This window comes from uncultured Desulfosarcina sp. (genome assembly GCF_963664155.2).
In the GTDB taxonomy this organism is placed as follows: domain Bacteria; phylum Desulfobacterota; class Desulfobacteria; order Desulfobacterales; family Desulfosarcinaceae; genus Desulfosarcina.
Genome location: NZ_CAXXXH010000001.1, coordinates 3,303,571 through 3,317,981 on the forward strand (window position 1 = coordinate 3,303,571; position 14,411 = coordinate 3,317,981).

Below are 14,411 nucleotides of genomic sequence, written 5' to 3' on the forward strand. Positions count from 1 at the left end.
TTTCTCTTTCACTTTTAACCAATAGCATCAGCATTTATATAATCGAGAGAAAATCCGCTTATTTCAGATACCCGGCCACGCCACCAAATACCTTCACTGCCGGAAACCAGGGTGCCGTTTGAATCGAAAATTCTGGCATTTTGCAGGTGGATATAACATGGAAGAATTTCTTGCCTATCCAATCTATCTTTGATGTGAATCTTTTCACATGCCTTTATTGATGTCCGGAGACGTTCTCCATTTATATTTTCATTACGACCCTCCACAAACTGATTAATAAAACCCTTAAAATACTTATGACCACCAACGAGGTCTCCGAAAACCAATAATCCGTTAACACATAGAATTATACCGACCCTAAGGTTGCTGTCATTTACCAGATTGATAATTGATTGCAAAAACCAATCCCCATTATCTACTCTCATCGCAGATGTTCCAGAACTCATTCGACTATCTCCTTCGCCTACTTAGCAAGCATGTTATGACCAATCCGTTATAAGGATGGCTGCACGATTTTATATCCTTTGCGCTGGATCCGCATAAAAAAATGGGCAAGGTTCTGGATAGGAGTCTTGCCCGAGCAGGAGAAGCGGAACCGAGCGCGCGCTGTCAGTGTCCAGAGGGGATCAGTCCACTTGAGTAGGATGTATTTCTCTTCGTTGGCAATCGATCAAGCACATCTCATACCATTTTTACCGAATCCAATTAAGCATATGATATCATGGAGTTAGGCATATCATGTCACGGATGAGCCATGCTTGTTTGACAATATTTGTGAGAGGGAGCTTACAATAATTGTCAAAGGAAGCACCTTACTGATAGTCTCTGAGAGTTCGTTGTATATTAAACACTTTTCTATGATAAATCCGTGTAATCGAAGGTTTTGACAAACCCAGAATTTGTGGGACAATCTCAATATATTCCAACCTCAACATCTCTTTTAACTACCCCAACATCTTGCATTTTCCTATTAGACTGATATGCTGCGCGAATTAACACCGAACCAATTTTTCTGATTCCTTCCCAATCGGAATGCTGGCGATTTGTAATTTCATTTTCAGGATCGACTGTAGGATCCCAATCCTATTGTAAACGGTTGCCAGATTTTGGGATAATGCAAGAATTTGTAAATCGACCAGATCGTAAAATCACAGGGAATTACGATGCCAAACAAACCGACATATGAAGAACTTGAACGACGAGTACGGGAATTGGAGAAATCGAATTTCGAGTTCAAGGGGGCCGAGAAGGAACTGCGGGAGCGCGAGGCACTTTTTAGGAACCTGTTCGAACATCACTCCGCGGTCCAGCTGATCATTGATGCCGATAGCGGCAACCTCATAGACGCCAATGATGCGGCAGTAGAATTCTACGGATGGACGAAGGAAGAGCTCCAACAAATGAAGATTCATGACATCAACACGCTTCCACCCGAAGAAATAAAGCAGACGATTGAAAACGTCAGGACTAAAAAACAAATCTATTTTGAATTCCATCATAGGCTGATGGATGGAACCATCCGGGATGTGGAAGTGTTCAGCAGCAAAATACAAGCAAAAGGAAAAGATCTCCTTCACTCTGTTATTCACGATATCACCGCACGCAAGCAGGCGGAAAAGGCCCTCAGGAAGAGTGAGGAGAGTTTTAGCCAACTCTTCGAGTCGGCACCGGTCCCGATGGGCTATGCCATCAATATTGGAGGATATAAAGGCACAACCTGGAACGATGCCTGGTATCGTACCTTCGGCTATTCCCGTGAACAGGTGGATGGTCGAAGTGGGAACGACATCGGACTGTGGTTCAATCCTGAGGATCGCAGCCGTTTTATCGAGATGGCCAATCGGCAGAATTACGTTTCCGATTTCGAGGCCCTCCTGCGATGTCGAGACGGCGCCATCCGCAACTGTTCGTTATTCGGTCGTTTCATCGATAAGGCCGACCACCGGCTTCTAATGGTGGTCTATCTTGATATTACCGACCGCAAAAGGGCGGAGGAAACACTGCGGTTTACCCAATTCGCAATCGACCATATGGCGGACGCCGCCTTCTGGATGACACCCGAGGCGCGCTTCTTTTATGTGAACCAAGCGGCTTGCCGAGCCCTTGGGTACTCCCGAGAAGAGTTGATGCGGATGTCGGTGGCAGACATCGACCCGGAGTTTCCAATGGAGGCCTGGCCGCAAATTTGGAATGAAATGCGGGAAAAAAAACATCTCGTTTTACAAACTTCCCACCGGGCGAAGGATGGCCACGTCTATCCGGTCGAAATCCAGGCGAACTTCGTGGAGGTCGATGGATGCGAATACAATTGTACCTTCGCCCGCGACATCACCGTGCGCAAACGGGTAGATGAAGATCGGGAGAAGCTACAGTCACAATTGAATCAGGCCCAGAAAATGGAGTCGGTCGGACGCTTGGCCGGCGGGGTGGCCCACGACTTTAACAATATGCTGGGAGCGATCCTTGGCTATACGGAATTGGGCATGATGAAGGTCAGACCGACTGATTCGATCCATGGGACGCTAAGAGAGATCCAAAAAGCAGCCCAAAGGTCCGTCGACCTCACCCGGCAACTCCTGGCCTTTGCCCGCAAACAGACCGTGGCGCCCAAGGTGTTCGATCTGAATGATGCTCTGGAAAGCATGCTCAAGATGCTGCGCCGGCTCATCGGCGAAGACATCGATTTGGTCTGGCTGCCGGGAAAGAAGCTTGGCCGGGTCAGGATAGACCCCTCCCAGATCGAACAGTTGCTGGCCAATCTGTGCGTCAACGCCCGGGATGCCATCCGCGATACGGGCAAGATCATCGTCGAGACGGGTGTGGTCACCTTTGACGAAACTTTCTGTGAAGCGCATGCTGGATTTGTTCCCGGAGAGTATATTCTGCTGGCTGTGAGCGACAATGGCTGCGGCATGGACGTCGAGACGGTTTCGCACGTATTCGAACCGTTTTTCACCACCAAGGAAGTGGGCAAGGGCACCGGCCTGGGGCTGGCCACCGTTTACGGCATGGTCAAGCAGAACAACGGCTTCATCAATGTTTACAGCGAGCCGGGCCAGGGCACGACCTTCAAGATTTACCTCCCCCGGCACGCGACCGAGGCTGGCCGGAGAACGAAAACGGATGCGGCACAACCGGCAGAACGCGGTCACGAAACCATCCTTTTGGTGGAAGACGAGTCCATGATCATGGATATCACCAAGACGATGCTCGAACTCCAGGGATACACGGTGCATGCCGCCGCCACGCCGGGTGAGGCGATCCGTCTGGCGCAGGAGCATACCGGCGAGATCCACCTGCTCATAACCGACGTGGTCATGCCTGAGTTGAACGGCAGGGACTTGGCCAAAAGACTGCAGTCGCTTTATCCGAATCTCAAGCGCCTATTCATGTCCGGATACACGGCCAACGTCATCGCTCATCACGGCGTGCTGGACGAGGGTGTTCATTTTATACAGAAACCCTTTTCCATGAGGACCCTGGCTGTCAAGGTTCGAGAAGTGCTGGACGAGACGAAATAGGCGACTCAAGGATAAAGTATTGCACCCGCTTTGATGCTGCTGGACCTTATGTTGCCCGGTGGGGATGGTATAGCGGTTTGCAGGGAGGTTCGAAAGCTTTCAGATATTCCTATCATCATGGTTACCGCCAAAGTCGATGAAGTGGATCGCCTGGTAGGCTTGGAGATCGGAGCCGATGATTATATCTGCAAGCCCTTCAGACCACGTGAAGTGGTGGCACGGGTCAAAGCGGTATTACGACGCGCACGTCCTGAAAAGGTCCCACTGCGCCTAATCGCCGGGCCGATCATTCTGGACGAAAACACCCGCCAGGTGACAATAGACGGTAAAACACTCAGCCTGACCCCCAGTGAATTTGGCCTGCTTAGCGTGTTGATCGCCTTTCCGGAGCGCGTATTCTAACGCGCGGAACTGCTGGATTAAGTTCAAGGATACCAGTTAGAAGGATATGACCGCACCATCGACAGTCATGTCAAGAATCTGCGTAAAAAAATCGCAGAACGATTGGCGAGAAAAGAGGTCATTCTGACTATCTATGGTGTGGGGTAAAAATTAAACGTATGATGAGAAATAGGTGGCAAACAGTCAATGTGTGGGAGCCGATTGAGTTGTTTCTGATATACATCCTCACTCGTTGCGGCGCACGACCCCATCGGCATGGGTATATCAACACATCGGAAATGACGTTCCGATGGAGTGCTCAACTGCCGGTTTTTCCCATCGGGCATGCCGGATAACGGCATACGGTGCAGTTCAGGCACAACCCGCCGACGGCGAAGCGGGCCAGGTCCCGTTCATCGAGCCTTTCACCGGCCAGCAGCCGGGGCAGCACCAGATCGAAAATGGTGATCTGGTGGTACAGCCCGCAGGCCGGGATGCCCACGATGGGCATCTCCTTTTTGTAGGCCAGCTGGAACATGGCGCCGGGCAGCACCGCCGCCCCGTAGTGAAGCGTGTCCACCCCGGCCAGGCGGATGCCGTGGCGGGTGACGTCGTCCGGGTCCACCGACATGCCGCCGGTGGTGATGATCATGTCCGTATCGGCCGCGGCAAAGCGGCGAATCGTGTCGGCGATCCGTTCGGGGTCGTCGGGCAGGATCGCGGTTTCCTGCAGGGTTGCCCCGAAGGCGGAAAGCTTTTTTTCGACGATGGCCTCGAAGCGGTCTTCGATCAGCCCGTCATAGACTTCGCTGCCGGTGACCACCAGGCGGACGATTTTACGATGGTAAGCCTTGACGCTGAAAAGGGGGCCCCGCGCTGTGGCCAGGGCCACCGCCCGGTCCAGGACCTGCCGTTCGATCACCAGGGGAATGGCCCGGGTACCGGCCACGATCTGGCCTTGGGATACGGGCACGTTGTCGTGCATGGCGGCGCACATGACGTCGGGGATCAGATTGAAATCCACCAGGGCACCGGTGTCGATTTTCAGCAATCCGGTGTAGGCGGCCTTCAGCTGAAGCTTGCCTTCGCTGGGCTGCCGGCCGAAGGTAATGCCGGGGCCGGCCAGGGCCGTGGCCAGCTCCACCACGGCATCGTCCTCGTGGACCTGGTCCCCATTCAGGTCGAGGACGTACAGGTGCCGCTTGCCCAGCCGCATGAGCCGGCAGACGTCCTGCTCCCGGACCTTGTGTCCGCGCCGAAAAGACGGGCCTTTGAACTCGCCCGGGCGAATCTCCGTGATGTCATGCGCCAGGCGTGTGCCGACGGCTTCTTCAACGTTGATCTTGGTCATGCCGCCATTGGACTGGCGGGCGTGGTGGGACTGGCACATGGTCGATGTCCTTTGCGATAGCGGTCGATGTTAAGCGATTTTCAGATGGGTATGGCCTTCCAGCGGCCGATAATAGGTTCCGTAAGCGCAGGGGCGGCAGAGTATCCGGTCTCCCACCAGCACCTCCTTTTTGTCCCGGACCATGGCCCCGCACGACGCGCAGCGGATCTTGAAGCGGGAGGGGCCGGGCATATCGTGGATGGGCACATCCACCCAGACCGGCATGACGGTGAACAGGACGTCATCGGCCATGTTTATATAGGCATCGAGTTGCTGCCGCCGGACATCGTCGATGCCCGGCGCGTAAACATGGGCCAGGTCCCGGGAGGACTCGGTGGAGACGATGCGGAAAGCCTTGCCGGTTTCCAGGTTGACGAAGGTGGCGGCCATGATGCCGTTGTCCACGAATTTGAGCGAGCGGCGGCCCAGCCTGGCGCCGGTGACGTAGGCGATGGCATCGGCGGCGCAGCGGTCGATCTCCACATAAACGATGAGTTTTTTAATCTGGGGCAGCTGGCTGGGATCGTCCAGACCGATAAGACTGCACCCCAGCATGGCCATGCGCACCCCCACCACCTGGCCGGGACACAGGTGGCCGTGAGACCGGGCCGAACCTTCCAGCAGGGTGTTGAAATCGTCCATGATTTCCTCTTCGAATCTATGTTAAACCGAACATAACTGGGTGCCAAAAAAATGCCCTTGCGGTGCAAAGCGGGCATTTCTTTTTTGACTACGGTATAAAACGAATCCGAACGATTACTTCCACATAGTAAGTTCTCATATCAACACAACAGCAAACAAACTAACCTTCATCGATCCGGTTCCAGGGCGTCCAGGTCATGGGGCTGAACCCTTTTCCCCGGGCTAATATATCGAGGTGGACCATGCCGACAGCGGCCATATCAAGGGATGCCGAGACATTATTTTCCCGCAAGTCGATACCCAGCAGATAATGACCACAATGACGGCACGCATCGAAGCGTTCACTGGTTTCCCCGACCTCTCGATAGTAAATCCGATTGTCCTTATCATCGGTATCGCACGCCGGGCATCGATTTCGCTTGAAGCGCCAATTTTGACCACACAGTGCGCAGTGCAGGAATTTTTGTCCCCCGCCGCCACGCAGAAATTCAGAAGTCGGGCCGTTGGGTTTGGAAAGGTAGCTGATGGCGGGCAGAGACCCGCAAACGGGGCAATAACCTTTAGACCAGGAGGAAAGATCCACCGCGTTTTCCCATTGGATCCGGGCTGCATTGAGCACAGCGGAAAGGGTCCAATTGACGACAAACCCCAAGGCACCCGCAGCCCCGACAATATTTTGCACCGACGACTGAAAAACGCGGCAATTGCCTTCCAGATAAGCTTTGGCCAGAATGCTCAGATCGGATTCACCATTTTTGATAGCGGCTTCGATGGCGGAAAAATCGGCTTTCAGGTTCGGAAACGATCGATTCAGGACTGGCATCAGGTTGGCCAATGTCTTTTCCAGGGCCATTTTCCAATCCGCAAGGGAAATGTCCGTAACCATGGGAACACCGGAAGCGAGTCGGTCGGCGGTTCGATCCATATCCATCGGCTGCATGAATGCGCTGATCTCGGCGACGATAGACGCCCTTTTAACGAGTACGGCGGCAAAGGGTTTGATAACAGTCTCCAGGGCCGGTCGTTTTTCCAACGACCGCTCAACCGCCTGGTAAAATTGTTGCTCGACCTTAGCGCTGGAACTTTCAAGATGCATCATTTAAAGAACTTTCTATGGGTGGTCCGACGTCACCCCGGCTATCCACCGCGGCAAATATCCAGGGCGACGTTAATTGGAAAAAACACCGTCGACCAGGCTGATGAAACGCCGGGCCGGTCAGGACGTCAATATGGATTGCATGCCTCTTCGCAGCGGGGCACCCAATTTTGCAAAAAAGGCCTTGCGATCCATGCCCGGTTTATACTGGGCCACACTAAACTCGTAATACTTCATAGGGTCGTCCATGAGCAGATAAATCACGTTCACATCGTCCACGTCGGCCAGTATGGCCTTGGGATGCTCCTTTTTTACCCTTGCCAGGCGCTGTTCGGCCAGATCGAGCATCTCCCGCCGCTCGCCGAAATTCATGGCACCGGTGGGACAGACCGCAACGCAGACCGGCAACAAGCCACGGATCACCCGTTCGTAGCACATGTCGCATTTGCTGATCTGTCCCGTGGCCCCATTCCTGCGGGGAATGTTGTACGGGCAGGCCTCGCGGATCTCCTCGAATTCCGCTTCGGGTATCTGTCGCGTTTTGTCGGTGTAGATCACGGCACCGGTTTTGGCATCGTGAATCATTGCACCGTCCACCAGATCGCCACCCACTGCCACACACGGCGGTTCCAGGCAGTGGCGGCATTGATCGGGGAAAAAATACCAGCGGATGGTGCTGCCTTCCAGATGTTCGCTGAAACGCACTAGTTTGTAGTTGTTGGGATTGAGATCTGGCGGGTTTTGATGGGTCCCCGTCTGTTTGGTTTTATTGGCCGGCAGTTCTTTCCACTCCTTGCAGGCTATCTGGCAACCCCGGCATGCCGTGCACCGGGACGTATCGATGAGAAAGGATTTGGCCATGATGATGTCTCCTTATGGGTGTTGAGCGGAATGGTTCCGCCCATATGTCCGTCAGGCTATTTCGGTCAGTCGATCCGCCTTGTGAATGTTGACGCAGCAAGCCTTGAATTCCGGGATGGTGGTGTTCGGATCCCCCACCCCCGGGGTCAGACGGTTGACGCCGTCCCCACAGCCCGGCGTTGTCCAGCCGAAACAGAAAGGCATGCCGATCTCATGCACAATACGGCCTTGAACCTTCAGCGGACGCATGCGTACGGTGACCATGGCAATGGCCTCGACTCTCCCGCGAGCGCTTTCCACGACGACACCGTCCCCATTTTCGATCCCCTTTTCATCGGCCAGTTCAGGACTCATTTCCACGTACAGTTGAGGTTCGGCTTCCAGCAGGTTGGGAACGTTGCGGGTCTCGCCGCCCCCGCACCAGTGCTCGGTCACACTGTAAGTGGTCAGCACGATGGGGTAGTTCGGATCGGCCGGCTTGGCCAGCAGATCCATGTCGCTGGACAGCGATTTATAACAGGGGCTGCTGAGCTGGGCCGAAAACGGATGACTGCTCACCGGCGTCTCCACCGGCTCGTAGTGTTCCGAAAAGGGCCCGTCCGCGCGGCCGGGGCCGAAAAGCTGGCCGTAGCCGTGTTTGTGCATGATAAATGGATAGCGTCCCTTGCCGGTGGCCATCGGCGGCCATCCACCATCGGGCACGTCTCCGATCCATTTATCGTTTTCCCAGGCGATCACCGTTTTCTCGGGACTCCATGGCCTGCCGTTTAAATCCACCGATGCCCGGTTGTAGAGAATCCGGCGGTTCACCGGCCAGCACCAGGCGAAGTTGGGATATAGACCAATCTTGGCCTGCATGGGGGTCTGGGTCGGATCGCGGCGCTTGGCCTTGTTGCCCTCCTCTTCGGTAATGCTGCCGGCGTAGAGCCAGTTCAGCGAAAGGGTCGAGCCGTCATCTGCCAAGGCCGTAAAGCTGGGCACCTGCTGACCCTTGAGGTAGCGTTTGCCCTTAACCTCCACATCCCGGGTGAAGACCCCGTTGATACGGCGGGCCACGGCTTCGGGGTCGTAGGATTCAGGCCAGGCCAGTTTGAGGATGGGATCGGGGTAGGCCCCGCCCTTGCGATCGTACGCTTTGCGCACCCGGTTTATCAGGTCCACGAACATGTCGCCGAAGGTGCGTGCCTGACCCGGGGGCTTGACCGCCTCGTAATGCCAGAGCATCCAGCGGCCACTGTTGGTCACCGAGCCCTCTTTTTCCAGCCGGTGGGCCGATGGCAGCAGAAAGACTTCGGTCTTGACCGTTTTTGGATCCACACCGGGGCGATGCCAGTTGTCACTGGTTTCACTGTTGTGAACATCCACGGCCACCATCCAGTCGAGGTTGTCGAAAGCCTTGCGCACTTTGTTGGCGTTGGCCACGCTGTTGGCCGGATTGAGACCGAGAATGAACCCGCCTTCGATCTCCCCCCGGTACATGCGATCGAACAGGAACAGATAGGAGTAATCCACTCCTTTGTCCAGCTTGGGCAGCATGCCGTAGCCGAAGTCGTTTTCCGGGGTGGCGTTGTCGCCGAACCATGCCTTGAGCAGGCTGTTGAAATACTTGGGCTTGTGCTGCCACCAGTTGGCGCTTTCAGGATCAAAGCTCACCGGCGTATTGACCTTGTGGTAGTCGGCCAGGGTCGGCCAATCTGCCCGGGGGGTGGCCATGTAGCCGGGGATGATGTGGTAGAGCAGGGTGTGGTCAGTGGACCCCTGAACGTTGGGCTCGCCGCGCAGGGCATTGATGCCACCCCCGGCCACGCCGATATTGCCCAGCAGCAGCTGAAGGATCCCAGCCGAACGAATGTTCTGCACCCCTACAGTATGCTGGGTCCAGCCCAGGGCATAGAGAATGGTACCCGACTTTTCCGGTGTACCGGTGGCCGAATAGGCCTGATACACCTTGAGCAGATTTTCTTTGGAAACACCCGTGATGTCAGACACCTTATCGAGCGTATAGCGGGAATAGTGGCTGCGCAGCAACTGGAACACGCAGCGTTCATTTTTCAGGGTGGTGTCTTTCAGGGGCACCTGATTGGCATCCATATCAAAGGCCCATGTGCTGGGGTCGTAGGTTCGGGTTTTCGGGTCGTAGCCGGAGAAGAGGCCGTCTTGGAAACCGAAATCCCGGCTCACAATCAGTGCCGCATTGGTGTAGTTGGCTACGTAATCATGAAAATACTTTTTGTTTTCGAGGATGTAGTGGATCATGCCCCCCAGAAAGGCGATATCGGTGCCGGATCGCAAGGGAACGTGGAAATCGCTGCGTGCAGACGTTCGCGAGAACTTGGGGTCCACATGCATGACCACGGCCCCGCGATTGTATTTGGCATCCAGCACCCACTTGAAGGAGATGGGGTGGTGTTCGGCAGCATTGCTGCCCATGATTAAGATGGCATCGGCATTTTTGATGTCGATCCAGTGGTTGGTCATCGCACCGCGTCCGAACGACTCTCCCAGAGCCGCGACTGTGGCGCTGTGTCAGATGCGCGCCTGGTGGTCGAGATGGACGACCCCCAGCGCCCGGACGGCCTGGTGCACCAATGCACACTCCTCGTTGTCCATGTGGGACGTCCCGAGGGTGAACAGATTCTCCAGACGATTGACCCGTTGCCCCTTTTTATTGGTGGCAATATACCCTTTGTCGCGGGTCTCCTTGACCCGCTGGGCGATTCGATCCAAGACCCAATCCCAGCTTTTCTGTTCCCACTTGTCGCTATACGGCGCCCGGTACAGTGGCGTCGTGACGCGATGGGGATTGCGTGTCAACGACAGCATGGCCGCGCCCTTGGCGCACAGGGCCCCTTCGTTGATCGGATAATCGGGATCGCCTTCGGTACTGACCAGCCGGCCATCTTTGACATGTGCAATGATATGGCAGCTGACCGAGCAGAAGGGACAGATGCTGATTACCTCCTGGGTACCCTCGGTTTTGATCCCGGCTGCGTATCCCTTCACCTGCTTCATGCTGCAGCCCAACTGCATTAGCGAGAGGCCGGCAATGCCAGCTCCGCTAACCTTTAAAAAATCCCGCCGGTTGTATTCCATACCCATCTCCTTTCCATGCCGATTTTTGTTATGTCGATTCTGATACAACGGGCAGGGTTACAAATGGGTTACAACAATCTATGGAAGGCTGATTTCCATCCGCATGATAAGCGATCAATGATTTTTTTTATCTATAATATAAGCTTATTAAAGAATTTTTAAATTTTTGCGGGTTTTTGGGAAGGCATCGCTTTTTTGCTTTGAAGGAAACTTTTTCGTGGTTGAATGGATTCTTCGTGACCCTCATCGTTTCCGCAACATTACGGCAAAAGAGAAACAATAGGGTCGATAAAAATTTTGCTTCCGTCTGTGGGGTCTATTGTGGTCGTTGTGGTGTTTCATAATTCACTGACATTCAGGCAGGTTGTTATATGCCATATACCGTGCCACCGGGCTTCTGAATCATGATGAGTTGCATCAGGCTGAAGCCAGAACTCTTAAGATTACAAATCTGGGACCCGCACATACACTCGCTCGCCGGCGCCATGAAGCCCGGCACCTATTCCGGAGAGAGGATGGCCATCATTTTTGCAGACAGTTGATTGATATTGTATGGCTTTTGAATAAAGCCGCGGCATCCGCTTTTAAGCAATTCTTCGGTGTGTCCGGACACCCCAAAACCGCTGGATATCAATACCTTTACCTCCGGGTTTATTTCTTTGAGGTTGTAGTATAGATCCCTGCCGCTCATATTCGGCAACACTAGGTCCAGGATCACAAGGTCGATCCTTTTCCAGTCTTTTTTAAATATCTCCAGGGCTGCTTCTCCATCGGCAGCTTTGATAACTTCGAAGTTCATGATTCCCAACAGTTTTGAACTGGTGTCAATGACCTCCGGTTCATCATCAATCAACAAAATTGTCCCTTGTCCGGCAACGACTTCCGATACAATATCTGGAACGGATTCCTTAGAACCGTCCGGTAATGACGGCAAATATACGAAAAAGCTGGATCCTTTGTTAACTTCAGATTCAACGTAAATTTCGCCGTGGTGATTTTTCACGATGCTATATGCTGTTGATAGACCCAAACCGGTTCCTCGTTCGTACCCTTTGGTGGTAAAAAAGGGTTCGAAGATGCGATCGAGAATATTTTTGGGTATGCCTGCTCCAAGATCGGATACCTTCAATAAAACATAGGCTTTGGTACTGGATAGCGAGTTTCCCACTTGGGCTTGGCAGCCTTTTATGTATGATGTTTCTACCGACACGTCTCCCCCGTTCGGCATGGCATCGGCGGCATTCAGCAAAAGATTCAACAGAACTTGTTCAAGTTGTCCTTTATCGGCTTTTATGCAGGGGATGTCTTTAGATAAATTTTGATTTATCCGGATTTGTTTTTTCGTCGCCAACAGGGTTTCCGACGCTTCTTTAACCAAACGATTTAAATCCACCGTGCCCACTTTGCAGCTTTCCCCCCGGGCATAATCCAATAGCTGATGGGTCAGCTTGGAACCGCTTTCGACCAGCTTGCTAATTTTATTCAGATATTTATAAGTACGCGCAGAGGGGTCCATACCATTTAGAGAAAGCGTTGCATTGCCATGAATCCCCATGAGCAAATTATTAAAGTTGTGGGCAATCCCCCCTGCCAGAGTCCCTATTGCCTCCATTTTTTGGGCTTTTCGCAGTTGGGCCTCCATCATATTCTGAAGGGTGATATCCCTTAAAAAATTCAGAACCGCTGGTTTTTCTTCCCAGATTATCAAAACGGCATTCACCTCTACATCTCTTACATGGCCGTCCTTGTTAAGAATCCTGAAGAAAACCTGATCGGACAGGATCTCTCCCCGCAGGCGCTTGAAATAGCGATCCATAATAACTGCCCGGTCATCGGGATGAACGAATTCAATAAATGGTTTGTCAGCGATACAGTCGCAGGTGTAGCCCAAGACTTCTGATGCACTGGGATTCATGAATCTGATATGATCGTCCTGTAGAACAAATATTGCATCCTTGGCATGTTGGACCAGGATGCGGTATTTCTCCTCGGAACGTTTGAGCGCTTCTTCTATCTCTTTACGATCCGTTATATCTACAAGGATACCCTGGACACCCACGACCTGTCCATTTTTTCGGATAGGTCTCGCACTTGTCCGCGCCCATTTTATTTCGCCTGTTTTTGTAAAAAGTCTATATTCAGTCGCTTGGTTTTCACCGCCAAGAATTTTAAGAAACTGCTCTATCCTGCCTCGCAGGTCATCGGGATGAACGAATTCGACAAAATTTCTTCCGATCACTTCCGACGGCCGGTACCCTGCCAACTGGATGATATTGGGGCTGACATAGGTCACCACCGCATTTTCATCGGTAGTGTAAACAATATCGTTGAGGTTTTCCACCAGGGAGCGATAACGCTTTTGTTCCTTGAGCTTGCCTTCACCAGAAGGATTCTGCCCAGTGGCGGCCGTAGTCGTCACCAGCCAGCAATCCTGGTCGCCATACCGACAAGGCAGCACGTCAGCTCTAGCTCGAGGTTGGCTGCCGTCCGGCATTTTAAACTGGATGACGCCATCCTCAATTTTGTCGATGTGGAGTCGGTCGTTTATTTCCCGTTTATCGCCCAGCCTTGACGGAAAATCATAAAATCCGGAGTCACCGCCTTTCGGGAACTCTCCCACGGACAATCTGAAGGCGATACAAAAGTGGTGATTGGCCGCTACGATGCATCTGTCCGCTTCACGGAACACGGCCAGGGGATGAGGAAGCGCATGGAGAAGATTGAGATAATTTTCGGCACGTTGTTTGTCTTGATTTGAGGCATGAATATCAGAATCAGCGGTTACCTTTTTCATTGTCAGCCCTCCGTTGCCACCATTTTTTGACTTTCTATCATCAATGATCTCATCATTTCAATCAATTATGTTTGAGCTGTTCCATGAAAACCTTCAATACGGCAGGCGGAATTGCTGCGAGGTGTGGCGAGGCTGTTGGCGGTTTCTGTTTTCTTGAAGGAGCATCGGGAGTGGTAAAAAAATTAAGGGTGGGTTCGGATGGCATCTGTAGATTCCTAATCCATTTATTGAATCACGAGCCATTGGGAAAACCATTGACATTAGCTCTGCTTTTGAGTTTATTTACCAACACAATAAGCTACATTTTCATCCAGGTGCCCGATGGGCATAACAGGGAAAGCGGTGCAAATCCGCTGCGGACCCGCCACTGTAAGTGGGGACGAAAGCCGCAACAACTCACTGCCTGATTGGAACAGGTGGGAAGAGGCGGTCAGTAGACAGATCCACGAGCCAGGAGACCTGCCCGGATGATGAAATCAAGAGCGCCTTCGCGGTCAAGGCTGATGGTATAATCCGGTATTTGATGCCCCGCCTTGAGCCCTTCACGGCGGGGCTTTTTTTCCGGGAACAATCAATGGGGACGCAATCGATAAACGCACATCCGAAAATAATTGCTGTCCCTGTTTGTTCAGC

The 14,411-nt window shown here is 52.9% G+C and carries 9 protein-coding genes, 1 pseudogene and 1 riboswitch; of the genes and pseudogenes, 3 read left to right on the plus strand and 7 right to left on the minus strand.

All coding sequences use genetic code 11. From position 1 onward, the window contains the following. Positions 1–14: 14 nt before the first annotated feature. The gene (locus ACHZBS_RS15000) at positions 15–446 is read right to left on the minus strand and encodes a hypothetical protein (protein WP_319407329.1); all 432 of its coding nucleotides are present in this window, start codon (positions 444–446) and stop codon (positions 15–17) included. A 717-nt stretch (positions 447–1,163) separates the two neighbouring features. On the opposite strand from ACHZBS_RS15000, the gene ACHZBS_RS15005 reads away from it, so the two are divergent. The 3 genes and pseudogenes from ACHZBS_RS15005 to ACHZBS_RS15015 form a co-directional block, all read left to right on the plus strand. Next, a complete protein-coding gene (locus ACHZBS_RS15005) occupies positions 1,164–3,521 on the plus strand; it encodes a PAS domain S-box protein (protein ID WP_319407330.1) in 2,358 nt (785 codons plus the stop codon). A gap of 33 nt (positions 3,522–3,554) precedes the next feature. Then, the gene (locus ACHZBS_RS15010) at positions 3,555–3,923 is read left to right on the plus strand and encodes a response regulator (RefSeq protein ID WP_319407331.1); all 369 of its coding nucleotides are present in this window, start codon (positions 3,555–3,557) and stop codon (positions 3,921–3,923) included. A gap of 33 nt (positions 3,924–3,956) precedes the next feature. Further along, a pseudogene (locus ACHZBS_RS15015) lies at positions 3,957–4,070 on the plus strand (winged helix-turn-helix domain-containing protein); the annotation flags it as partial. 151 nt (positions 4,071–4,221) lie between these two features. On the opposite strand, the gene ACHZBS_RS15020 reads toward ACHZBS_RS15015, so the two are convergent. The 6 genes from ACHZBS_RS15020 to ACHZBS_RS15045 form a co-directional block, all read right to left on the minus strand. Next, a complete protein-coding gene (locus ACHZBS_RS15020) occupies positions 4,222–5,292 on the minus strand; it encodes a molybdopterin-binding protein (RefSeq protein ID WP_319407332.1) in 1,071 nt (356 codons plus the stop codon). A gap of 30 nt (positions 5,293–5,322) precedes the next feature. Continuing rightward, positions 5,323–5,934, minus strand: a complete 612-nt coding sequence (locus ACHZBS_RS15025; protein WP_319407333.1) for an FmdE family protein — start codon at positions 5,932–5,934, stop codon at positions 5,323–5,325. 160 nt (positions 5,935–6,094) lie between these two features. After that, complete coding sequence (locus tag ACHZBS_RS15030; protein ID WP_319407334.1) at positions 6,095–7,033, minus strand: formate dehydrogenase accessory protein FdhE; 939 nt, start codon at positions 7,031–7,033, stop codon at positions 6,095–6,097. A gap of 117 nt (positions 7,034–7,150) precedes the next feature. Beyond that, positions 7,151–7,891, minus strand: a complete 741-nt coding sequence (locus ACHZBS_RS15035) for a 4Fe-4S dicluster domain-containing protein (RefSeq protein ID WP_319407335.1) — start codon at positions 7,889–7,891, stop codon at positions 7,151–7,153. Between the two features lie 51 nt (positions 7,892–7,942). Then, positions 7,943–10,984 (minus strand): formate dehydrogenase-N subunit alpha, encoded by a 3,042-nt coding sequence (gene fdnG, locus ACHZBS_RS15040; RefSeq protein ID WP_319407336.1) that lies wholly within the window; start codon positions 10,982–10,984, stop codon positions 7,943–7,945. Positions 10,985–11,483: 499 nt separating this feature from the next. Further along, positions 11,484–13,778 (minus strand): PAS domain S-box protein, encoded by a 2,295-nt coding sequence (locus ACHZBS_RS15045; RefSeq protein ID WP_319407337.1) that lies wholly within the window; start codon positions 13,776–13,778, stop codon positions 11,484–11,486. A gap of 295 nt (positions 13,779–14,073) precedes the next feature. Next, a riboswitch (cobalamin riboswitch) is annotated at positions 14,074–14,260 on the plus strand. The last annotated feature ends 151 nt before the right edge of the window (positions 14,261–14,411 follow it).

Bases quoted from the DNA above. Each gene is read 5' to 3' on its own strand.
- ACHZBS_RS15000 (WP_319407329.1), bottom strand. From the start codon at position 446: ATGAGTTCTGGAACATCTGCGATGAGAGTAGATAATGGGGATTGGTTT.
- ACHZBS_RS15025 (WP_319407333.1), bottom strand. From the start codon at position 5,934: ATGGACGATTTCAACACCCTGCTGGAAGGTTCGGCCCGGTCTCACGGC.
- ACHZBS_RS15045 (WP_319407337.1), bottom strand. From the start codon at position 13,778: ATGAAAAAGGTAACCGCTGATTCTGATATTCATGCCTCAAATCAAGAC.
- ACHZBS_RS15005 (WP_319407330.1), top strand. From the start codon at position 1,164: ATGCCAAACAAACCGACATATGAAGAACTTGAACGACGAGTACGGGAA.
- ACHZBS_RS15020 (WP_319407332.1), bottom strand. From the start codon at position 5,292: ATGTGCCAGTCCCACCACGCCCGCCAGTCCAATGGCGGCATGACCAAG.
- ACHZBS_RS15010 (WP_319407331.1), top strand. From the start codon at position 3,555: ATGCTGCTGGACCTTATGTTGCCCGGTGGGGATGGTATAGCGGTTTGC.
- ACHZBS_RS15035 (WP_319407335.1), bottom strand. From the start codon at position 7,891: ATGGCCAAATCCTTTCTCATCGATACGTCCCGGTGCACGGCATGCCGG.
- ACHZBS_RS15030 (WP_319407334.1), bottom strand. From the start codon at position 7,033: ATGATGCATCTTGAAAGTTCCAGCGCTAAGGTCGAGCAACAATTTTAC.